Genomic DNA, 22837 nt, shown 5'->3' with positions numbered 1-22837 from the left:
CAACCTGAACGCAAATTAAGAGTAAAACACCAATTTCTAACTTAATATGAATTAATGAAAAAAGTACTTTTACTTCTTGGATGTATGTTATTTTTTACGGTCTCTGCACAAAAACAAGGTAAAGACTACAGTAATATTCTGAAAAGTAAGAATATCTACGAGATCAATGCCTTTTTGCGAGATGCCCATCCTGATGACCCCCGAAGATCCGTTCTGAAACCAAGGGTAATGGAAATGATGAAAGAATACATCAAAGATGCACACCCTGCCGATCAGAAGGTAAAAGATATGCAGGAAATGCTTGCCATGCTGAGAAGAAGACCTTCTACCAAGATTACTTTTGATGAAATGAATGCTATCATCAAACAAAAACAGATTGCAAAATATAAGGCTGAACTTGCTGCCAAACAATCTACCACAGTATATACCCCAAGTACTGCCCAAAATACATATGTTGTAAACGCCGCTGCTAATACCGCAGTTCCCAACGCTGAAGCAGAAGAATTCAACATGCTGATGGCAGTTTCTCCTGTAGAACATAAAAACAGGACCGTAAAAATCTTAAATTCCCTATTTGATAATGATCCTAATGCTAAAGAATGCATTGTCATGATTCAAAATAAATCAGACTGTAATATCATTGTCAGAATGGAAGGGGTGGGAATCACCAAATACAGACTCGCAGTTCCGGCTCAGGGAGAAGGTTCTATTGTGGTGGAAAAAGGTCAGTATCTTTTCTCGAGTTTAGTTTGCGGAGCACAGTATGCATCACAAAAAACAATAGAAAGACCCATTATGGTGGCCTTAGGAAGTCACTAAGCTCAATCAGAAACGAATTATCACTCTGTCTTTTACCTCCAAAAGACAGAGATTCTCCATAAATTTTTAGTATTTTTGCACTCATTTTATAATTCAATGGGCAAGAATAAATTAGCAAGATTTGCAGAAAACAAAATATTACCAAATGTAATCCAACCTACAAGAGAAGACGCTTTAAAAGGCTTTGAACTTAAAGGAAAATGGAGAGATAATTTCTTTAAAAATGACAATCCGGTTGTATTGGAATTAGGGTGTGGAAAGGGAGAATATTCTGTAGGACTCGCAAAAACATTTCCTGAAAAAAACTTTATCGGAGTAGATATTAAAGGGGCAAGATTCTGGTTTGGAGCGAAAGAAGCCGTAGAAAACAATATGAATAATGTAGCTTTTTTAAGAACTCAGATCGAACTTGTTGATTATTTCTTTGCTGAAAATGAAGTAGACGAAATATGGATTACATTCCCGGATCCCCAAATAAAATATAAAAGAACAAAACACAGATTAACACATCCGGACTTTTTAGACCGTTATAAAAAATTCCTGAAGCCAGGAGGCATCATTCACCTGAAAACAGATTCAGAGTTCCTCCATGGGTATACACTTGGATATTTACAGGGTGCAGGGTATGAAATCATTTCTGCTCACCATGATATTTATGGGGCACCAGAATACGATCCTAATACGGAACATTTGAGAGATATCAAAACGTATTATGAAGAGCTATTCTCAGCGAAAGGAAAAACTATTACTTACATCAAATTCCGGATAAGCTGATGAATTAAACAAACTTGATGAAAAAAAAATTTTTAACGATATTATTCTTCACATTTCTTATCCCCAGCTTTACACAAGCTCAAAAAAGCAGTAAAGACATCTTAAAAAGCACAAACATCAAAGAAATTGAAGAATACCTGAAGAACGCACACCCTGACGATCCTAAAAAGAGCGTGCTGAAACCTAAGCTCATTGCTTTAAAAAACTCCGAATGGACAAAAGGAGCCCGTACTGCCAAACCTATGGAAAGCAGACCTGTTATTACAGATATTCCTAAAGGGGCTATGAGAAATCCCTATTCGGATGATGCTGAAGAATTTAGGAAACTTATCACTGAAACAGCTGCTGAACATAAACAAAAAACAGTGAATGTACTGAATGCAATGTTTAATGAGGATATCAGCCGCAAGGAAGCAATTCTCTTGTTCAAAAATAATTCTGACTGTAATATTGTATTACGGATTGAAGGAAAAGAATTTTACAACCTTGCTGTTCCTGCTCATGCAGAAAATTTCATTGTTCTCAATAAGGATTCTTATACGCTTAACAGCAATATCTGTGATGTGAAATATTCGTCTCGGAAAGACATTAAAAAAAGTATATTTGTAACGATAGACAATCCAAAACCGGACGGCGCTGAGCTGAAATCAGCCCAAAAGGAACCGATAAAGGAAAAGTCGCTGAAAAAACAAAAGTCAAAAAATAAAATAGGATGAAAAAACTATTCGTTTTTATCGGAACTTCTTTGATTATTGCCAGCTGTAATGTAAACTACGGAGGCTATCCGGGAAGAACCTCCTACCCTTATCCTGCTAACAATACAGGGAACAGAGCGAATACAGAAAGAGAATACAATGAGCTTATAAAGACCTATAAGCCTGAAACAGCTGATGTACTTAATGATCTTCTAAACAGTGATGATCCTAAAAATCCCAAAACCTCTGTTTCCGTAGAAAACAAATCTCCATGCAATATGGTGCTTACAGTGAGCGGGAATAATTTTTTCAAGAAAATTCCCATTGGTGCCGGAAAAATAGGGTATACAATGGTACCGAAAAATCAAAATTACAGATTATCGGGTATGCTTTGTAATTCTACTTATCAGTCTACAAAGTTTGTCACAACTTCTTATTCTATAAAGCTTTCAAACTAAAATATAACCCGCAGATTTCTGTGGGTTTTTATTTTTAATAAACTACCCAATGACTTGCAGGCAACTGTATAAACAATAAAAAAACGCTGGATCGAAATCCAGCGTTTTTCCTATATTAAAGAAAATCTTTAATTATTCTGCATCGAAATCAGCATCTGTATCAGCAGATACTTTTTCTCCTTCTTCTTTAGATTTTTCTTTATCAGCTTTTCTTTGAGACTGACCTTCTTTGATAGATTCAGAAACTACGCTAAGGATCATATCAATAGACTTAGAAGCATCATCGTTTCCTGGGATAACGAAATCAACTTTTCTAGGGTCAGAGTTTGTATCAACGATACCGAAAACTGGAATACCTAGTTTCTTAGCTTCAGTTACCGCGATGTGTTCTCTTAATATATCAACTACAAATACAGCAGATGGAAGTCTCACCATGTCAGCGATAGAACCTAAGTTCTTCTCTAGGTTAGCTCTTTGTCTGTCAACTTGTAATCTTTCTTTTTTAGATAAAGTTTCGAATGTACCGTCTTTTTTCATTTTATCGATAGCATTCATCTTCTTTACAGCCTTTCTGATTGTAACGAAGTTCGTTAACATACCTCCTGGCCATCTTTCTGTAATATAAGGCATATTAAGTTCAGAAGCGTGTTTTGCAACTACTTCTTTCGCTTGCTTCTTAGTAGCTACGAAAAGAACTTTTTTACCTGCAGAAGTTAATTTCTCTAAAGCGCTGCAAGCTTCATCTAATTTAACTGCTGTTTTATGTAAGTCTACAATGTGAATACCGTTCTTCTCCATAAAAATGTATGGAGCCATATTTGGATTCCACTTTCTAGTCATGTGACCGAAGTGTACGCCAGCCTCTAAAAGGTCTTTTACATTTGCTTTTGCCATGTTTTCTGTTTTTGTTAGTTTACTTTCCGTCTTTTAAACAATCAACAACTTCTTTAGATGGGAGAAGCGTTTGGATGCTAAACGTAACGGGCAATTTTTTTGTTTAGATAAAATAGAACCAAGAACCAGGAGCCAAGATCTGAGAGCAAAGTCTTGCATCTTGTGTCTGATATCTTGAATCTTGATATTAACGTTTTGAGAATTGGAATCTCTTTCTTGCTTTTTTCTGACCTGGCTTCTTTCTTTCCACCATTCTTGCGTCTCTTGTAAGTAAACCAGCTGGCTTCAATGCTAACCTGAACTCAGCGTTGATTTCGCATAAAGCTCTTGAAATACCTAATCTGATAGCTTCTGCCTGACCTGTATTACCACCACCGAATACGTTCACGGTAACGTCATACTGACCAACAGTCTCAGAAAGGATAAACGGTTGGTTTAATTTGTAAACCATCACGTCTGTAGAGAAATATTCTTTAGCATCTTTACCGTTTACTGTAATAACACCAGAACCTGGTTTTACATAAACTCTCGCTACAGAAGTCTTTCTTCTTCCGATTTTGTGAACTATAGACATAATTAATTATTTAAATTCGTTAACATTAATTGTTTTTGGCTGTTGAGCTTCATGTTTGTGCTCAGTTCCTTCATATAAATAAAGGTTCTTAAGGATAGCAGATCCTAATCTGTTTTTAGGTAACATACCTTTTACAGATTTCTCTAATACCTTTAAAGAATCTTTCTTTTGAAGTTCAGCCGCAGTCATAGACTTCTGTCCACCAGGATATCCTGTATGCCAGATATAAGTCTTATCAGCCCACTTGTTTCCGGAAAGTGTAATTTTCCCAGCATTCAAAACGATTACGTTATCACCACAATCTACGTGAGGTGTGTAGTTCGTTTTGTGCTTACCTCTCAAAATCTTTGCAACCGTAGAAGCTAATCTACCTAACGGCTGTCCTTCAGCGTCTACCACAACCCATTCTTTATTAGCAGTAGCTTTGTTCGCTGAAACAGTTTTGTAACTTAATGTATTCACACGTTTTAGTTAAAGATTAAACATAATTTACCCCTAAAAGGGTGTGCAAAGGTACAAATTATTTTCGTAACCCAAAAACATATTTTATTTAATCTATATAATCTGGGTTGTACGGCCCTGTATCAATAGATTTTAACACTAATTACAATTTTGGCATAAATCTTGCGAACTCATGAGCCGATGAAAAAAACACTTCGAAGATTCTAAAAACACCAATGAAACAGCAAAGAGTTTATTCCCTCGACTCTTTCTTTTATTAAATTTACTTTAAAGATTTCCGTAAAAAACGTTAATATAATTATAATTTCATTGAAATAATTATATTTGCGTTAATCATATTCCATAATCCATGAGCCACGGAAAACTAAGAGAAGATAAGACCTGCCTGAACTGCGGGCATCAGGTTGAAGAAAGGTTCTGCCCACACTGTGGACAGGAAAATATTGAAAGCCGACAACCTTTTCATTTTCTCTTCACTCATTTCATTGAGGATTTCACCCATTATGACGGACAGTTCTGGAGAACTATACAGTATTTATTTACCCGCCCCGGATTACTTACCAAAGAATATCTGGCTGGTAAAAGACAATTGTATGTGGCTCCTGTAAAACTGTATATATTTATAAGTTTCCTTACATTTTTCCTTCCCAATATTTTGCCTCACGCCAAAGAAGAAGCCGAAAGGCCCAGCCACATTAAAAAGGAAACAAAAGCAAAAAATCCGAAAGAAATTTCAAAAGATATTGTAAAAGATTTACAAAAAGAAGGTGTGCTGTCACACGAAGCGGCAACAACCACCCAAAAAGCATTGGATACTTTAAAAGCGTTGGATACGACAAAAATTAAAGCCACTCAAGAAAAGACTGAAATTTTTGACAATACATTCGATGCTAAAGATGCATCCATTATGAATGCGAATACCATAAAACAGTATGATTCTATACTCGCAAAGGATAAAACAGGGATCTATTCATTAATGAGACCTCTGGCAAAAAAAGCGTTTTCATTAAAGGAAGAAGGATATAGCAAGCATCAGATCTGGGAAAAATATAAAGAGAACTTCATTCATACCATTCCCAAAGCACTCTTCGTTTATCTGCCCATATTCGCATTCTTTTTATGGCTGTTCCATAACAAGAAGAAATGGTGGTACTTTGACCATGGAATTTTTACCCTTCACTACTTTTCATTCCTTTTATTAGCAATACTTGTATTTATAGTAGGTGAAAGGATTACAAGCTTTCTGCCGGGCAACAATTTACTTACCTTATTATATGTTCTAGCCTGTATGGGACTGGGCCTCTACATGACAATCTATTTTTTTGTCGCCCATCACAGGGTGTATGAAACAAAAAAAAGAATAAGTATTCTGAAAGGCTCTTTATTATTTATTATAAATTATATCGGATTGATTCTGATGTTTATGATACTGATGTATCTCAGTTTTATTATGCTTCACTAATTTCTCAGGGATTTATTTCCTCTGAAGCTTGCAAATAAGTAATAGGCAACAAAAACTGTTGAAAATTTTAAGATAGATGGAATTGCCAGTTCAAGGTTAAAAATCAAAGCCCCAATAAGAACCAGAATGGCCATGGCTACAAATGAAAGACCCATTTTTTTAGGCAGTGTAAAATTGGGAGTATCCAGATAATAAGCAATTCCCCAGGCAGAACCAAAGGCAAAGGCATAGTAAATATCCAGTCCGATATTTTGTGAACTTAAAAAGAAATAATTAATCAGGAAGCTTACTACAGTTCCTAAAGCGAAATACATCAGAGCTTTTTGCATGTCTGTAAAAATATTCTGCAAAAATAGAGAATTTAATTGGGTGCAGAATCCTTACAAAGATTTAATTATTGAATTAAAGGCTGCTTTTCATGAGTGGATAAAGATTGGTTTCGGAAAAATCCACACAGCACCACTGAAACAATATCACCTAAAAAGGTAATTGACAACAAACATTGCAAATGATAAATTTGAAATAAAATCAAAAGCTGGAATTCCCTCATATCGTTTTACAGACATCCAATATGAGAGACCTGATTTTGAAGAAAAAAAATACACAAACCAAAATTAATAGACATGAAAAAGATTTCCCAAAAAACAGTAAAGCTTACTGACCTTCAAGAAAGTACTATTGAAGTAAATGTCATAATCAGTGCCAATACACAATTTGGAGACCCTCATTTTATCATCAATGGAATGAGAATCGATGACAACAATTTAAGTGACGGTAAATTTTCGTTTACCATTCCAAAAGCAGCTTTAATCTCTGATAATTTACTTTTCGCGACCTCTTTTAATATCAATATGCAGGAGAATCATCTGCAGATTTTAATCAATACCTGCAGAATAAAATTTGAATTTCCTCAAATTCCCGGCAAGAACTTTCATTTTAATCCTTTCGAAGGTAAAACGACTGAAGATTTAGCTGACAGATTTATCTATGGGGTTTATAAATACATAAAAATTGAGCTATGAAAAAGATATTATTAGCAGCTCTGACCGCTGGATCTACCCTACTATTTTCTCAAAACAAAGAAATTAGTGCAGAGTTAAACAAACTGGAGCTTTCCAATGCCCCCAGTGTGATGCTTCTTGGTTTAGCAAGTTCTGATTTGGAAACTCCAAAATCAAAAAAGGCTTTCATGACCAGTATTGTCAATTCATTCAGTGAAAATGAAGGTCTTCCCAATGCCTATGCAGTAGAACTTACTCCTACTCATTTATTTCCTCTGACGGAGATGGATGCATTGAAGTATGCCGGCATTAAAAGCATTAAAAAATCAGATAATACCTATGAGTATAAGAATAACATTTTCAGTGAAGCAAAAAACGTTTCTGTCTCATTTGCCTTTCTGAGAAATTATAAAATTGAAGACCTCGATACGGAAAATCCTTCGGTATCTTTTTCTTTACGAACCACCGTATTTAAAGTAAGAAATAAAAAAAATATAGAGGCTATCACAACCTCAAACACGAATATCTCAAAGGAATTAACCGATATCCAAAGGGAATTTGAAAAGTCAGAAAAATACAACAGCATCATTGCATCCAATGCCAAACCAGATGAAATACAAGAAAAACTTGCAAAAGCATTAGAGGAGTTTGCCACGGATTATTACAAAACCGAAACTGAAAAATATAAAAAATACCTTGACGAAAAACCTGCTTTTCAATTAGATGTGGCATCAGCCTACAGTACTTTCTTTTTAGATAACCAGTTCAAAAATAATCAATTTGGGAAATTGGGATTCTGGATGACCATGAGTTCCGGAATCAACCTTGAAAGAACAAGAGATCCTAAGAAAGGTGAAGGTCAAAATAATGATCAATCAAAAGTAACCATTAAAGAAACCTCCGCCACAGACGCTTCAAAAATTGAAAAAAGATTGAATTTCTATGCTGTTGCCAGATATATGCAGGATAAAACAGTTTATGATGTTGCCAACGGATTCAGCCAAACCAACAATTATGATTTTGGTGGAAAAATAGAACTCGTTTACAATAAATTCTCTATTGGCTATGAATTCATTTACAGAAGCAGTGATCTGGACAACACCTACCGTTCCAATGGAATCATCAACTATAAAGTGTCTGACAGTGTTTACATCAATGCTGCATTTGGAAAAAATTACGGGGATAAGAACAACCTCATTTCATTTCTAGGATTAAACTGGGGACTGGACAGCAAGAGAAAGACACTTTTTTCAGAAAAAAAATAAAACAGAACGCTTTATTGAAATAAAAACCAAACTTCAGTGTAAAACAATAAAAAAATGTCAGCAGATTTTGATCTGCTGACATTTACATTTTTACAGAATAGTGTAATAATCTGTAAAATACAGACCTGACCTCCAACAAAGTCTATCAGTCCAAAAAAATAATTATTATAAAACACTGTAAATCAAAACACTAATACACCATTCAGGGTTTTCATTTTATTACTATATTTGAGAACTTAGAAACTTTCTAGAATTTTTATGGAAACCCAAAAATATACTCCAACCAACAAGGTAAGAATCGTAACTGCTGCCTCATTATTTGATGGGCATGATGCTGCGATCAATATTATGCGTCGTGTTATTCAGGGAACAGGATGCGAAGTGATCCATTTAGGACACGATAAATCGGCAGAGGAAGTTGTAAATACAGCGATCCAGGAAGATGCAAATGCTATTGCATTAACTTCATATCAGGGAGGTCACAACGAATATTTCAAATATATCTATGACCTTTTGAGAGAAAAAAACTCACCGCAGATCAAAATTTTTGGTGGCGGTGGCGGGGTAATCCTTCCGGAAGAAATCAAAGACCTTATGTCTTACGGAATCGATAGAATTTATTCTCCGGATGACGGCCGTGAACTGGGGCTTCAGGGAATGATTGACGATTTGGTACACAGATCGGATTTTGCAACAGGAAAAGATGTTACCGCTAAAGATCTTGACGATATCAGTTTTGAAAACCCGTCCAGCATTGCACAAATCATCTCAGCCGTTGAAAACTTTTCAGAAGAAAAACCTGAGCTTGTAAAAGCTATTGACGAAAAATCTAAAGATTTAACAATTCCAATCATTGGTATTACAGGTACGGGAGGAGCTGGTAAATCTTCGTTAACAGACGAATTGGTAAGACGTTTCTTACGTTCAAATACGGATAAAAAAATCGCTATTATTTCCATTGACCCTTCGAAAAAGAAAACCGGAGGTGCTTTATTGGGAGACAGAATCCGTATGAACGCGATCAATGATCCTAGAGTTTATATGCGTTCTATGGCAACCAGAGAAAACAACGTTTCTGTTTCGCCGTTTATTCATTCTGCATTGAATGTACTGAAACTGGCTCATCCGGACGTAATTATCCTTGAAACTTCAGGAATTGGACAGTCTGGTTCAGAAGTTTCAGATTTTGCAGACGTTTCTATGTACGTAATGACTCCTGAATATGGAGCTTCTACCCAGTTGGAAAAAATTGACATGCTAGATTATGCAGATCTTGTAGCATTAAATAAATCTGACAAACGTGGTGCATTGGATGCTCTTCAGGCGGTAAGAAAACAGTTCCAGAGAAACCATTTATTATGGGAAAGCCCATTAGATGATATGCCTGTGTATGCAACGAAAGCATCTCAGTTTAATGATCATGGAACCACTGAATTATACAACAGACTCGTTTCAAAAGTAAATGATAAATTCTCTGAACTGAATCTAAAGACTTTTGTAGAACAGGAAATTACAGAAGAAGTAACCATTATTCCTCCGAAAAGAGTTCGTTACCTTTCTGAAATTGTTGAAAACAACAAGCAATACGATATCAATATTGAAAAGCAGGCTGAACTGGCCAGAAAAATGTATCATATTGAAGGCGTAAAAAATATCATTTCCAATGAAGTTTTAGAAGCTGAATATCAAAAGGCTGAAAAAGAACTTCAACAGGATAATATTGATTTCCTGAAAACATGGGATGACACGAAAAAAGCTTTCCATGCAGAGTTTTATTCTTATTATGTAAGAGGAAAAGAAATTAAAGTTGAAACTTCCACAGAATCTTTATCTCACTTAAGAATTCCAAAAATTGCATTACCAAAGTACAATGACTGGGGAGATCTGATCCAATGGAAAGGACAGGAAAATCTTCCGGGAAGCTTCCCTTATACAGCGGGTATTTATCCGTTTAAAAGAACCGGTGAAGATCCTACGAGGATGTTTGCAGGAGAAGGAGGCCCTGAAAGAACCAACAGAAGATTTCACTATGTTTCTGCAGAAATGCCTGCAAAACGTTTATCTACAGCATTTGACTCTGTAACATTATATGGTCAGGATCCTGCTTTACCACCAGATATTTATGGTAAAATTGGAAATGCAGGAGTTTCTATCGCTACACTGGATGATGCTAAAAAGCTATATTCAGGATTTGATCTTGTGAATGCTTTAACTTCAGTTTCAATGACTATCAACGGCCCTGCGCCGATGCTGCTGGCTTTCTTTATGAATGCAGCCATCGACCAGAATGTTGAAAAATATATCAAAGAAAATGGTTTAGAGGCTAAAGTAGAAGCTAAACTGAAGGAGAAATTTGACAACAAAGGTTTAGAAAGACCAAAATATAATGGTGAACTTCCTCCATCCAACAACGGTTTAGGGCTACAGCTTTTAGGATTAACAGGTGATGAAGTAATTCCGGCAGAGGTATATGCGGAAATCAAAGCTAAAACGATTGCTACTGTTCGTGGTACTGTTCAGGCTGATATCTTAAAAGAAGACCAGGCTCAGAATACATGTATTTTCTCTACAGAATTTGCATTGAGACTGATGGGTGATGTTCAGGAATATTTCATCAGAGAAAAAGTAAGAAACTTCTACTCTGTTTCCATTTCAGGATATCATATTGCTGAAGCAGGGGCTAATCCGGTTTCCCAATTGGCATTCACACTGGCAAATGGTTTCACTTATGTGGAATATTACTTAAGCCGTGGAATGGATATCAATGACTTTGCACCGAACTTATCTTTCTTCTTCTCCAATGGTATCGACCCTGAATATTCAGTAATCGGACGTGTGGCAAGAAGAATCTGGGCAAAAGCCATGAAATTAAAATACGGAGCAGACGAAAGAAGCCAGATGCTGAAATACCACATTCAGACTTCAGGACGTTCTCTCCACGCTCAGGAAATTGATTTCAATGATATCAGAACAACTCTTCAGGCGCTTTACGCAATCTATGACAACTGTAATTCACTTCACACCAATGCGTATGACGAAGCAATTACAACGCCTACTGAGCAATCTGTAAGAAGAGCAATGGCTATCCAGCTGATCATCAATAAAGAATTAGGTTTGGCTAAAAACGAGAATCCGCTTCAGGGATCATTCATCATTGAAGAATTAACGGATCTTGTAGAAGAAGCTGTTTATACAGAATTCGACAGAATCACGGAAAGAGGCGGTGTTCTTGGAGCGATGGAAACCATGTACCAGCGTTCAAAAATCCAGGAAGAGTCTATGCATTACGAATGGCTGAAACATACAGGTGAATATCCGATCATTGGAGTGAATACTTTCTTAGGAAAAGATGGTTCACCAACCGTTTTACCAGGAGAAGTTATCCGTTCTACAGAAGAGGAAAAACAGGCACAGATTGAATCTCTTCATAACTTCCAGCAGGCCAATGAAAATAAGTCTGAAGAAGCTTTAAGAGAACTTCAGCATGCAGCGATTAACCAGCAAAACTTATTTGAAGTAATGATGGATGCCGTAAAATACTGTTCTCTGGGACAGATCACCAATGCTTTATTTGAAGTGGGTGGTAAATACAGAAGAAATATGTAATCCTTAATTGGACCTACATTTTTTATAAATTAAACCTCAAAGAATTTCTTTGAGGTTTTTATTTTAATTGTCAATAAAACATGAAATACTATTTTCATCCTTCAATTTAATTTTTAACCTTCCTTAAATTCTTATTTTTGATGGATTTATTTTTACAATGAAACCAAAAGCTTTATTCAACTGGAGCAGCGGAAAAGATTCTGCCCTCGCTCTTTATAAAATATTACAGGAAGATCAATATGAGGTCACCACTCTGCTTACCAGTATCAATCAGGAGTTTCAGAGGATTTCCATGCATGGAGTTCACGTTTCTCTTTTAGAAAAGCAGGCAGAAAGTCTGGGAATCCCATTACTCACAATGGAACTTCCCAAAGAGCCATCCATGGAAGAATACCAGCAAATTATGAGTAAAACAATGGCTGAAATTAAAGCTCAGGGAATCACTCATTCGATTTTTGGTGATATCTTCCTGGAAGATCTGCGAAAATACAGAGAAGAACAATTAAACGCTATTGGTATGAAAGCCGTATTTCCCCTATGGGAACAAAATACGTCCAACCTCATCCATGAATTTTTAGAGCTTAGCTTTAAAACTATTGTTACCTGCGTTAACGGGTCTTACCTCGACAAAAGTTTCGCAGGACGAATTATTGATCAGAAATTCATTGATGATCTTCCTGAAAATGTAGATCCATGCGGAGAAAACGGAGAGTTTCATACTTTTACTTTTGATGGCCCGATTTTCAAAAATCCGGTTCATTTTGAAATCGGGGAAACAGTCAAAAAAACTTACCCTAAACCTAAAACAACTCCTGAAGAAGAAGATGGGGAATATATTTTCTGGTTCAGTGATCTGGTAGTAAAATAAGCTTGTGAATATTCTTTCACAGGCTCATTTTCAATCTATTATTTTATTTCAGCAATGACTTCATTCATGAGATCAAATACCTGTCTTATATCTTTTTCAATGGTCATCCAGTTTACAAAAGCAGCTCTTATTCCTTTATGCTGATTATAAAAAGTAGGTGTCATAAAAACTTTTCCTGTGTCATTAAGTTTTTCAAGAAATTGTTCTACCTCATTCTGTCTTGTATCATCTTTTAATGTAAAACAGACCGTATTCAATCTTACCGGAGCCAGCAGTTTAAAATCATGACTGTTCTCAATCATCTGGCCAAACTGTTGTGCCCATGTTATATTATTATCTACAATCTCCTGGTAACCTTTCTTCCCATAAGCCATGAGAGAGAACCATGCCGGAAGAGCCTTTAATCTCCTTGAGTTTTCAGGAAGGAAATTTAAATAGCTGAAATTCTCCAACGGATCGCCCAGATAAGGAGCATTGGAGTTTTGAAAAGTTTCTACCTGTAAAATTTTATATTGCTCTTTAATCAGAAATATTGCACTTTCATAAGGGACATTCAACCATTTGTGGCAATCTACTGTAATACTGTCGGCATATTCCCAGCCTTCCACAAGATGTTGATGCGTTTCCGAACAAGCTGCAAAACCACCGAAAGCAGCATCAATGTGCCACCAGAAATTGTATTTTTCTTTTAACCTGCTGATCGCTTTAAAATCATCAAAATCTACCGTATTTACTGTTCCTCCACTTGAAATTAATATAAATGGCTCACCATTAAGCTTCAGAATATTTTCTTCCAGATCTTTGATATGGATTGCTTCACGGTTTCCTTCTTCCGTTTTGATCTTAATGATATTACCGCTGCCAAGTCCCAATAGTGACAATGATTTTATTGAAGATGAGTGAGGTGTCGCCGTAAGTACCTTTACTGTTCCGGAAATGCCTTCTTTGGCAATATCTCTTCCCTGCTCTTTTCCCAGCCATTGACGACCAACAGCCAAACAGGTAAAATTAGACATTGTAGCTCCCGATACAAAACCTCCCAGAAAGCTTTCCGGAAGCTGAAGAAGTTTCAGTAAAAGCTGTATGGTTTCCATCTCTATTTTTGCAGAAGCATCTCCCTGCTCTGTTACTGACTGGGGATTCTGATCATAAACCGTCGTCAGCCAGTCACCTGCTATCGATGCCGGTGTAGCTCCTCCTGTTACAAATCCCCAATATCTCGGCCCTCCCGATCCAACCATGATCGGTTCAAATTTTTCATTAAAAACCCTTAAAGCTTCTTCTGTTCCAAATCCTGATTCCGGAAGATCCTGCCTCTCCGATATAGTATTATTGATTACTGATGTTAATCTTTCTTCAATAGAATTCAGGTAATCTGTTCCCTGTTCTTTGATGATATTCAGCAGATTACCGATGTTTACTGAATCGTTTTTCAAGTGTTCATTCATATTTTGTGATATATTTTCTCTATCAAATGTATTAAAATACCCGGTAAAGAATCATTAAATTCAATATTAAATTGATCCCAAGCCTGTCCTAGCACGTAATTTGCATCCCTTAATGCTCTTGGATATTTTAGTATCTTTAAGAATATCAATCATCATAAAAAAATACAACACCTGTGATCAAAAATTTAGTATTCCTAACCCTATTCTGCTTTTTATTTTCCTGTACAACAACTGAAGTTCCAAAAGCTGCTCCTGTTGATAAAAAAGCAATTGTTGATTCTACCATTGCTGCATTTCAGAAGACCCTTTTAGAGCAACAGATTGATTCCGCTTTCAAGAAGTATCATTTCAATGGAAGTATTGCCGTTTTTAAAGATTCCCTTCCTCTTTACAGAAGAGAAAACGGATATTCAGATTTTAAAAGAAAAACTAAGATTGACAGCAATACCATTTTTGCGATAGGATCTGTAAGCAAGCAGTTCACCGCTGTTTTAGTCTTACTCCAGATGGAACAGGGAAAGCTTAATGTAACGGATAAAGCATCAAAATACCTGAAGGAATTTCAGATCAGAGAATATGAAAATATTACAATTCACCAGTTGTTAAATCATACTTCAGGACTGAATCTAATGGGTGGGAAGCTTATGTTTAAAAGTGGTTCAGATTTTTTCTACTCTAATGACGGATTCAATACCCTTGGAAAGATTGTAGAAAAAGTTTCCGGAAAATCATATCATGAAAATGTTCAGGAACTCTTTAAAAAAGCGGGAATGAGACATTCTTCTACAGGAGACACTTTTAAAGGAACTCATTTTGCCAGCGCTTATCTGGGTACACCTGCTAAATTTCAAGAAGTTCCCAATATGCCGAAAAGATTAGGCGGACAAGAAATCGGAACACCTGCCGGTGGAATATTATCTACCATTCAGGATCTTCATTTGTGGAACAATGCATTGTACGGTGGAAAAATTTTAAAACCGGAAACCCTGAAACTCTTTATGGCAAAAAGTGCAGAAAGACGTCATGCTATCTTTGGAAAAATGGGTTACGCATACGGAATTATGCTTAATATCGGCCAGCCTAATTCTTATTTCCACAGTGGTTACGTAAAAGGTTCCCCTTCATTAAATATCTATTATCCGGACACCAAAACGTCTGTGATTATTCTGTCTAATATTGCAGACGAAGAAAGAGGAAAAGGAGTGATCTTCAGGCCTCATATTGAAGTAAAAAAGATCACAGATCACCTTGAAAACACGCTTACACAGCTTAGATTAAAACAGTAGTTTTCACTATGCCGGCTTCAGGAATTCCTGCATTTTTATTAAATTCTTTTTATGCTCAAGAAAATTGAAGATGGCAAAAGAAAGAGCTACCTGTAATACAAAAGGAAGAATTAGAGTCATCAGAACCCCAACAATATCCGTATAGTTTTGTTGTCTGAAAAACTGATAGGCATAATCCCCGCTTTTCAATGCCACTTGCGTCATGGAACTGGCCCCAATAACCATTAATCCCAGATTCTGCTGATACATGGTGTAAAGGCATTTCCCTCTGTATTTAAAATCAGCCTTTATATATTTCCAGATTTTATAATTAAAAATCCATATCAATAGTGTTGTCAATACAAATGATCCATTAAGAAATCTGAAAAATATTTTATATACCTCTTGATTTCCTGCCATAAAAATCAGCAATAGATTAACAGCAAAAACCAGAACCCCTACCATCAAAGATTTTTTGAAAAGGCCACTATATTTCTCCTGGATAATTCTTTTAGCAATGAAAGGAATTTTAGTAGGGTAAAACAGCAGGTAATTAACCATTTTAAATTCTCCGTTCCAGGATGCTTTCACTTTTAGAAAGGCTTCTTCAAAACTGATATTTTCATTGAACTGAATATCTGAAATCTGACTCATCATATGATCTCTGATCTCTACTAAAATATCTAAGGAAAGCTCCTGAGCTACCAGATAATCTGTAATTTTATTTCCCTGTGCTTCGGTGATCATACATTGAATATTGTCTGTAGGTTGAGTAAATAGCTTTTCATCTCAGTTTCCTGTTCTGTCTGTTGTTTTGTTCCTTTTTCAGTCAGCAGGTAATATTTCCTATCTCTTCCATTAATCTTCTGAATTTCGGAAGTGATCATTCCATCATTTTCTAATTTGTGCAGCAATGGATAAAGTGCGCCTTCCGTCATTTCAAGTTCACCCTGAGTAAGTTCTTTCGCTCTTTGGATGATTTGATACCCATACATTTTAACTTCCTTTGAAAGAAGCTTCAAAATAATATTCTGCAGGGTACCTTTATAAAGACTATTCTTTTTCATAGTAGGGCTTATATACATTGCAAACTTATGCATAATTTTCTTATGTATAAAAATTTAATATAAAAACTTTTTAAATTGCTATATGAAAAAAATGTACTTCATCGCTGTTTATCCTCCTCAGGAGATTATTGAAGAAATAAAAATCTTTAAAAATGATATGGCAACGAATTATGCCAATTCCAAGGCTTTGAAAAATGAAGCCCACATTACCCTATTTCCTCCCTTTTCAAGAGAAATTGAAATGGAGGAAGATATTCATATTGCTTTTCAGAAGATTAATACAGAAATAGCCCCTTTTGAAGTAGAACTGGATGGCTTTGGAAGTTTTCCTAATCCTAAAAATCCTGTACTCTATATTCAGCCGAAAGAAAATATTCATTTAACCAAGCTTTATCATAGGGTAAAAGAATATTTTAATTTTGCCCCGTATTCTTTTAATCCTCACTTGACTGTAGGATTCAGAGATCTGACCTGGGAAAATTATCTTAAAGCCTGGGAAAAGTATGAAACAAAGGAATACAAAACTAGATTCTTAGTTGACAAAATACTGCTTCTTCGCCATGATGGACAATGGGTACCTATAGCAGAGAAAAAACTGGAAAAATAGAAAACCCGGCTGCTGGAGCCGGGTTTTGTTCAATTTATTCTTTTATGATCTTCTGAGAAATAATCAGGTTTTTATTTTCTTTTACATTCAACAGGTAAGTACCTGCCGGATAGTTTTTAATATCAACCTTTATCGCAGAATCATTCAGTTCAAATCTGGATGGAATAAGTTTTCCGGAAGCATCATACACTTCCACATTTATATTCTTTGAAAACTCCTGTTTCCCTTTAATGAAAAATTCTCCATTTGTCGGATTAGGATAAATACTGAAACGACGCTCTTCAGCTTTTACTTCTGAAAGTTTAAGCGTGGATTTACTCAGAGTCCAGGAAACATTGGTAACATGGAGCGTACTATGGTTATCCACTTTCAAGAGTGGATTGTTATCTACTACTGAAAATGTCAACGTATTATTTCCATTATTGAGTTGTGCCGGAGTAATCGTAACACTATTTCCTGTTTCCCCTAAAGCGGTTCCGTTCAGACTCCAGGAATTAACCAGTGTATTGGGAATAGGAAGAATTTCATTGACTGTGAAAGTAACATTTGATGTAGCATCCACTGAAGTATTATTGGCAGGAGTATACGAATCTACAGGAGAAACTAAACTATGAATTCTCTCAATAATTGCCTCCTTACATACAGAACAGAATTGTTGGTTAAGATATCTCATCTCACAACTCTGGTGTGGACGAAACCAGGTTGGGCTTTCAGCATGGGCATATACCCCTACTCCATTCAATCCTACCCAGTTTTTCCATTTGATTGTTGCAGGATTGGAATTTTGGGTTTTATTTGCGGATTCCAATGTACCTGAGAACCAGTATTCATCGGCTAATTTTCCAAAGGAATGGCCTAACTCATGTACTACGATTTCATTGGAAGAACCATTTAATGAAGCAAAAGCATAGGTTCCACCGCAGCCTCCATATTCTGTAGAATTCCCCAGTACATAGGTGATATCATAATCAGGAATATTCGCTGCCAGCACCTGTCCTACTTTATTGGTCGTATTACTGTATATACATCTGTGAACTCCTACATCGAAAGTAGAGCCAAGATAATTATCAGGATTGGTTACAGGGATTACAGGCTCAGTAACATCCGTTGCAGTCCCGGGATGCTTTACTCCCGATTCTGTTGAAATTACTTTTACAGCATAAGCATTAAAGTAATTCTTATATTCTGTATAAGGACTTTTTGTGAAAAGATAATTGATTGTATTCTGGGCTGATGTCGTAAAAGCAGTTTGCTGTGCAGAGGTAAATCCGTCTCCTAAAACGGCTATCACAACTCTTTTACTGTTGTCTCCGTTCTGTAAAAGAGGAACGGTCTCGAATGTCTGTGCAAAACAACTGCTTCCTATTAAAAGGGATAATAAAGTTTTTTTCATAATTAAAGTTTTTGTGTTAATAATACTTGCACACCATCATCTGTTGCTTTTTCTATTTTTACTGACTGAACATTTTCAGAATAAGAAAAACGGGTACTGAACTCTGTATTTTGAAGGGCGGCCTGATGTCTGGAAATTCCTTCTTTTTCATACACTTCCAGTTCAGGATTAAAAGGATCTTTCACAAGTTGTTTTCCCACTTCTTTCCCATCAGATCCAGTCAGTGTGATAATAAGATCTCCCTTACGAATGTCATCTCTTTCAAAAGAAGGCATATGTTTCAATCTGCCGTCTGCAATTTTAGTACTCTGGAGCGTGATTTTTGCATTTCCTGCCTGATCTTTATCTGCCTTGAAAAACAAATAAATAATCCGGTCACTCTTTTTTGTGACAATCTCCGAATGCTTACTTTGAATTAAACTACTTTCCTTTTGGAAGCTGCATAACAGAAAAGCAGGAACAATAAGTACACTAAATACATTTTTCATAATCATTTTTGCTTAAAGGTACTAAACTTTTAAATAAAAATAAAAATCATTGCCAATACTTTTTTATACTTAAAACTTAGAAAGTCCTATCTTTGGAGCAATGACTTCAGAGAAAATAATTTTAGGAATTGACCCGGGAACAGCGATAATGGGATTTGGTATCATCTCCGTAAAGAAAGGAAAAATGGAGATGGTTTCTATTCATGAACTGATCTTAAAAAAATATCCCAATCACGAAACTAAGCTTAAATATATTTTTGAAAGAACCCTTTCTCTTATCGACGAATTTCATCCTGATGAGGTGGCTCTTGAGGCTCCTTTCTATGGAAAAAATGTGCAAAGTATGCTGAAGCTTGGACGAGCTCAGGGAGTTGCAATGGCTGCCAGTCTTTACAGAAACATTCCTATTACTGAATATTCTCCGAAAAAAATTAAGATGGCCATCACCGGAAACGGAAATGCCAGCAAGGAACAGGTAGCAGGTATGCTTCAAAACCTTCTTAAATTAAAAGAATTCCCTACAAAATATTTAGATGCTTCTGATGGTCTTGCCGTTGCAGTATGCCATCATTTTAATTCCGGAACCATCACGGATACCAAATCGTATTCCGGCTGGGAGAGTTTTCTGAAGCAGAATCCGGATAGATTGAAGTAATTTCTATCTTTTCTTTGAAAATTTTCAAAAGAAATTTTAACCTTCTTAAAAACAGCATTTTATACAAATGCACACAGTTACTTGGTAAAACATAATACTATCTTTTACATTGGTATGATTTTTAGTACTACCTTTGTATAAATTTTCAGTTATGAAAACAAACCAACAAACTATAAATCAAGGGACTCATAAAATAAACTGGTTCCAAAAATTTCTGATGGTATGTTCAGGCGGGAACATCCATATTTTAAGAAAGACTCCCAGTGAATGGAATAAATTTTCCGGGATTGGAGGGATTGTACTTTTCACTGCAGTGTTCGCCACTTTGTCTGCAGGCTACGCCATGTATACGGTATTCGACAACATTTGGGCATCAGTAGGATTTGGAATTCTGTGGGGATTGATGATTTTCAATCTTGACCGCTATATTGTTTCTTCCATCAAAAAAACGGGAACATGGTGGAATCAGATTCTGATGGCTATTCCTCGTCTTATCCTTGCTACCTTTCTAGGAATTATTATTTCTAAGCCTTTAGAACTTAAAATTTTTGAAAAGGAAGTCAACAAACAGCTGAATACCATTATCCAAAGGAACAAAAAACAGCTCCAGGGAGAAATGAACGGAAGAATCCTTCAGCAGAGCGGACCTTTTGAGACAGAAAAGCAACAGATCTCAGGAAAAATAGCTCAATATCAGAAAGCATATGACTCTGCTTCTGTAGAACTTGAAAAAGAAATTCTGGGAAAACAATCTGGCCTCACCAGTGGAAAAGAGGGTTATGGGCCAAATGCAAAACGTAAACAGGAACTGAAAGAGCAGCGTAAACAGGATCTTGAAAACTTCCAAAAACAGGCTTCTCCAAGACTGGAATATTTAGATAAAGAAATATCCAAGGTATATACCAACCTGGAAACTGAAAGAAAATCTACAGAAACTTTTGAAGATAAGTTCAATGGTTTTGCAGCAAGACTTCAGGCATTGGATGAACTGGGTAAGAATTCTGCAATCATTGGCCTCGCAGCAGCTTTTATCATGGGATTGTTTATCTGTCTTGAGATTTCTCCGGTTCTGGTAAAATTAATCTCCCATATAGGACCTTATGACTATCTTTTAGAAAAAACAGAAAATGATTTCAGATTGTATTCTAAAGAAAAAATTGAAAAAGGAAATGCTCTGACTGATTTTAGGATCGATGATTTTAAAGATAATTTGAAAAAATAAAATGATAGCTCAATATTCTAACCGATCTTAAACATTAGAGAAAAAATCTATAATAATATATTTTTCAATAAATAAAATCTAACCTTTTACATAATTGTGAAAGGTTTTTCTTTTAATAAAGAATTTTATGCGAAATATTTTCTAATTTTATATTACATAAAATCCTTATTATCATGAAAAACTTACTTTTTGCATGTATGCTGCTGATATGCAGTGTATCTGCTCCTGCTCTAAAAGCTCAGGCATCAGAACCATTTTTAGGGCAAATAGCCTTTGTACCGTATAATTTTGCACCAAAATATTGGGCAGAATGTAATGGGCAGCTCCTGCCTATCGCTCAAAACCAAGCACTTTTTTCATTGCTAGGAACCACTTATGGAGGGAATGGAACCACTACATTTGCCTTACCTGATATGAGAGGAAGAGTACTCGTTCATAACGGACAAGCTCCTGGAGGGGCAACGAACTATACTATGGGAGAAACCGGCGGAGCTGAAAGTGTAACATTACTGATAACACAAATGCCAGCCCATAATCACACAATAAATGCAGTAACAGCGGAAGGGAATCAAAACTCACCTACCAACAGCCTTCCGGCGGACACCAAAGTTCTTGACAAAGAATATTCCGATGCAGCGGCTAATACTACGATGAAAAACACAATGGTAGGAAACACCGGCGGAAATCAGCCTCATGAAAACAGACCTCCTTTTATTACCCTGAAATGCATCATTGCCTTAGCAGGAGTCTTTCCATCACAAAACTAATCGTTATGAAAATTCTTTACTTAGTATGTCTTGCTATGGGAAGCTCAGCTTTTACGCAGACAATAACTTTCAGTGGATGTCCAAATCTGTTTGACAGCCCGCCTAATACTTACGTCTTTAACAAAACCGGAGTAGATGCCTTTAGCAAGAACATTTATATGACTACTCCTATTGATGGCGGGCAGGATTGTAGTGGATTAGGCACCTGTGAATTTAAAATTCAATGGAACAACACTCTTACAAGATGGGAATTTCTTGGTGATGAAGGAAACGGAACTTTTACGACTCCCTATCTGATTTATTACAACTCCACAGGTAATAATTCCTTACCGATTCCTCCTGGTAATAGTGTTGGAACCTGGGTTGAAAATACCACAATGACTAACGGCCAATGTGGAGGAAGCCTTACTGCGGTAAATTCTACCATGACGGGTGATGTACAGAACACAACACTAGGAACTTCGGATCTTTCGAAAAATAAAATTCAGATCTTTCCTAATCCGGTGGCTGATTTCATAAGAATTTCCGGCATTGATGACGGGTTGTCCATCCAAATTTATAATATTGACGGGCGTCTTGTAAAATCAGAAATGTTTGATTCAAAGATTGATGTATCACAGCTTGTTTCTGGAGGATATATATTAAAAATAACTACCAGAAATTTTCAGACCCATCAATTTAAATTCGTGAAAAAATAGAACAGTATTTTATTTTAAGAAATTAATTACTAAAGCTTTCGGAATTTCCGGAAGCTTTACTTTTTCATGGCAAGGAACATTTTTTGTATCCATTAGAATATGCCATCAAGTGTTGTAAATCATTTCATCTATTTTCCGGATACTGAAATATTGAGAATTATATATCAGTCGGGAGCGGTTTATGATTATTTTAAAGTACCTCCTGTTATTATTGAAAAGTTTGGAAAGGCAAAATCCAAGGGGCAATTTCTTAACAAAGTGATTAAGCCCAGATTTAAATACAAAAGGATTGAATAAAAAAATGTCCCCATTGAAATGGAGACATTTGATTTATTTAAATGATGATCTG

Annotated in this window: 25 protein-coding genes; 16 read left to right on the top strand and 9 right to left on the bottom strand. The window is 36.0% G+C overall.

From position 1 onward, the window contains the following. Nucleotides 1-54: 54 nt before the first annotated feature. The 4 genes from JOE44_RS19365 to JOE44_RS19350 all read left to right on the top strand — a co-directional run bounded on the left by JOE44_RS19365 (nt 55) and on the right by JOE44_RS19350 (nt 2746). Nucleotides 55-819: a DUF6759 domain-containing protein gene (locus tag JOE44_RS19365; protein WP_209786846.1), complete on the top strand. Its 765-nt coding sequence runs from the start codon at nt 55-57 to the stop codon at nt 817-819. Nucleotides 820-915: 96 nt separating this feature from the next. Further along, nucleotides 916-1593, top strand: a complete 678-nt coding sequence (gene trmB, locus JOE44_RS19360) for a tRNA (guanosine(46)-N7)-methyltransferase TrmB (RefSeq protein ID WP_209786845.1) — start codon at nt 916-918, stop codon at nt 1591-1593. A gap of 17 nt (nt 1594-1610) precedes the next feature. Continuing rightward, nucleotides 1611-2309 (top strand): DUF6759 domain-containing protein, encoded by a 699-nt coding sequence (locus JOE44_RS19355; RefSeq protein ID WP_245169819.1) that lies wholly within the window; start codon nt 1611-1613, stop codon nt 2307-2309. Then, entirely contained in the window at nt 2306-2746 is a 441-nt protein-coding gene (locus JOE44_RS19350; RefSeq protein ID WP_209786844.1) for a DUF6759 domain-containing protein, read from the top strand. Before JOE44_RS19355 ends, JOE44_RS19350 begins: the two co-directional genes overlap by 4 nt. A gap of 132 nt (nt 2747-2878) precedes the next feature. Here JOE44_RS19350 and rpsB read toward each other — a convergent pair whose 3' ends face one another. From rpsB to rplM, 3 genes are all read right to left on the bottom strand, one after another. Further along, nucleotides 2879-3640: a 30S ribosomal protein S2 gene (gene rpsB, locus JOE44_RS19345; protein ID WP_062675707.1), complete on the bottom strand. Its 762-nt coding sequence runs from the start codon at nt 3638-3640 to the stop codon at nt 2879-2881. A 187-nt stretch (nt 3641-3827) separates the two neighbouring features. Then, nucleotides 3828-4214: a 30S ribosomal protein S9 gene (rpsI, locus tag JOE44_RS19340; RefSeq protein WP_002976218.1), complete on the bottom strand. Its 387-nt coding sequence runs from the start codon at nt 4212-4214 to the stop codon at nt 3828-3830. Nucleotides 4215-4220: 6 nt separating this feature from the next. Then, entirely contained in the window at nt 4221-4676 is a 456-nt protein-coding gene (gene rplM, locus JOE44_RS19335) for a 50S ribosomal protein L13 (protein ID WP_105681733.1), read from the bottom strand. A gap of 349 nt (nt 4677-5025) precedes the next feature. Here rplM and JOE44_RS19330 point away from each other — a divergent pair, with 349 nt between their 5' ends. After that, nucleotides 5026-6138, top strand: coding sequence for a DUF3667 domain-containing protein (locus JOE44_RS19330; RefSeq protein WP_209786843.1), 1113 nt, complete (start codon nt 5026-5028; stop codon nt 6136-6138). Here the strand turns inward: JOE44_RS19330 and JOE44_RS19325 are convergent. Next, complete coding sequence (locus JOE44_RS19325; RefSeq protein ID WP_209789259.1) at nt 6135-6467, bottom strand: hypothetical protein; 333 nt, start codon at nt 6465-6467, stop codon at nt 6135-6137. The genes JOE44_RS19330 and JOE44_RS19325 overlap by 4 nt on opposite strands. Nucleotides 6468-6761: 294 nt before the next feature. Between JOE44_RS19325 and JOE44_RS19320 the strand changes: the two genes are divergently transcribed. From JOE44_RS19320 to JOE44_RS19305, 4 genes are all read left to right on the top strand, one after another. Further along, nucleotides 6762-7160 (top strand): hypothetical protein, encoded by a 399-nt coding sequence (locus JOE44_RS19320; protein WP_209786842.1) that lies wholly within the window; start codon nt 6762-6764, stop codon nt 7158-7160. Beyond that, on the top strand, nt 7157-8404 hold the full coding sequence (locus JOE44_RS19315; protein WP_209786841.1) for a hypothetical protein: 1248 nt from the start codon (nt 7157-7159) through the stop codon (nt 8402-8404). Before JOE44_RS19320 ends, JOE44_RS19315 begins: the two co-directional genes overlap by 4 nt. Nucleotides 8405-8662: 258 nt before the next feature. Next, nucleotides 8663-12010: a methylmalonyl-CoA mutase family protein gene (locus tag JOE44_RS19310; protein WP_105681738.1), complete on the top strand. Its 3348-nt coding sequence runs from the start codon at nt 8663-8665 to the stop codon at nt 12008-12010. 157 nt (nt 12011-12167) lie between these two features. Next, nucleotides 12168-12878, top strand: coding sequence for a diphthine--ammonia ligase (locus JOE44_RS19305; RefSeq protein WP_209786840.1), 711 nt, complete (start codon nt 12168-12170; stop codon nt 12876-12878). Between the two features lie 38 nt (nt 12879-12916). Here JOE44_RS19305 and JOE44_RS19300 read toward each other — a convergent pair whose 3' ends face one another. Then, nucleotides 12917-14326, bottom strand: a complete 1410-nt coding sequence (locus JOE44_RS19300; RefSeq protein WP_209786839.1) for a pyridoxal-dependent decarboxylase — start codon at nt 14324-14326, stop codon at nt 12917-12919. A 173-nt stretch (nt 14327-14499) separates the two neighbouring features. On the opposite strand from JOE44_RS19300, the gene JOE44_RS19295 reads away from it, so the two are divergent. Continuing rightward, entirely contained in the window at nt 14500-15612 is a 1113-nt protein-coding gene (locus tag JOE44_RS19295) for a serine hydrolase domain-containing protein (RefSeq protein ID WP_209786838.1), read from the top strand. Between the two features lie 6 nt (nt 15613-15618). Here the strand turns inward: JOE44_RS19295 and JOE44_RS19290 are convergent, their stop codons facing one another. Both JOE44_RS19290 and JOE44_RS19285 read right to left on the bottom strand, forming a co-directional pair. Further along, nucleotides 15619-16338, bottom strand: a complete 720-nt coding sequence (locus JOE44_RS19290) for a hypothetical protein (protein ID WP_209786837.1) — start codon at nt 16336-16338, stop codon at nt 15619-15621. Then, nucleotides 16335-16658: a PadR family transcriptional regulator gene (locus JOE44_RS19285; protein ID WP_209786836.1), complete on the bottom strand. Its 324-nt coding sequence runs from the start codon at nt 16656-16658 to the stop codon at nt 16335-16337. Before JOE44_RS19285 ends, JOE44_RS19290 begins: the two co-directional genes overlap by 4 nt. Nucleotides 16659-16740: 82 nt before the next feature. Here JOE44_RS19285 and JOE44_RS19280 point away from each other — a divergent pair, with 82 nt between their 5' ends. Beyond that, nucleotides 16741-17265 carry a 2'-5' RNA ligase family protein gene (locus tag JOE44_RS19280; RefSeq protein WP_209786835.1) on the top strand — a complete coding sequence of 175 codons (525 nt, stop codon included), beginning with the start codon at nt 16741-16743 and terminating at the stop codon, nt 17263-17265. Nucleotides 17266-17299: 34 nt separating this feature from the next. On the opposite strand, the gene JOE44_RS19275 is transcribed toward JOE44_RS19280, so the two are convergent. Continuing rightward, nucleotides 17300-18658 carry a M64 family metallopeptidase gene (locus tag JOE44_RS19275; protein WP_209786834.1) on the bottom strand — a complete coding sequence of 453 codons (1359 nt, stop codon included), beginning with the start codon at nt 18656-18658 and terminating at the stop codon, nt 17300-17302. Nucleotides 18659-18660: 2 nt separating this feature from the next. Further along, nucleotides 18661-19146 (bottom strand): hypothetical protein, encoded by a 486-nt coding sequence (locus tag JOE44_RS19270; protein WP_209786833.1) that lies wholly within the window; start codon nt 19144-19146, stop codon nt 18661-18663. Between the two features lie 100 nt (nt 19147-19246). On the opposite strand from JOE44_RS19270, the gene ruvC reads away from it, so the two are divergent. From ruvC to JOE44_RS19245, 5 genes are all read left to right on the top strand, one after another. Then, nucleotides 19247-19801 (top strand): crossover junction endodeoxyribonuclease RuvC, encoded by a 555-nt coding sequence (gene ruvC / locus JOE44_RS19265; RefSeq protein ID WP_209786832.1) that lies wholly within the window; start codon nt 19247-19249, stop codon nt 19799-19801. Nucleotides 19802-19952: 151 nt separating this feature from the next. Continuing rightward, nucleotides 19953-21023, top strand: coding sequence for a DUF4407 domain-containing protein (locus tag JOE44_RS19260; RefSeq protein WP_209786831.1), 1071 nt, complete (start codon nt 19953-19955; stop codon nt 21021-21023). Nucleotides 21024-21196: 173 nt separating this feature from the next. Beyond that, nucleotides 21197-21790, top strand: a complete 594-nt coding sequence (locus JOE44_RS19255; RefSeq protein WP_209786830.1) for a tail fiber protein — start codon at nt 21197-21199, stop codon at nt 21788-21790. A 5-nt stretch (nt 21791-21795) separates the two neighbouring features. Further along, nucleotides 21796-22488, top strand: coding sequence for a T9SS type A sorting domain-containing protein (locus JOE44_RS19250; protein ID WP_209786829.1), 693 nt, complete (start codon nt 21796-21798; stop codon nt 22486-22488). Nucleotides 22489-22587: 99 nt separating this feature from the next. Then, a complete protein-coding gene (locus tag JOE44_RS19245; RefSeq protein ID WP_209786828.1) occupies nt 22588-22785 on the top strand; it encodes a KTSC domain-containing protein in 198 nt (65 codons plus the stop codon). Nucleotides 22786-22837: the final 52 nt, after the last annotated feature.

The organism is Chryseobacterium sp. PvR013 (assembly GCF_017833095.1).
Classification (GTDB): Bacteria; Bacteroidota; Bacteroidia; order Flavobacteriales; family Weeksellaceae; genus Chryseobacterium; species Chryseobacterium culicis_A.
The sequence above is the reverse complement of the archived record's forward strand: the minus strand, read 5'-3'. Positions and strand labels throughout refer to the sequence as shown.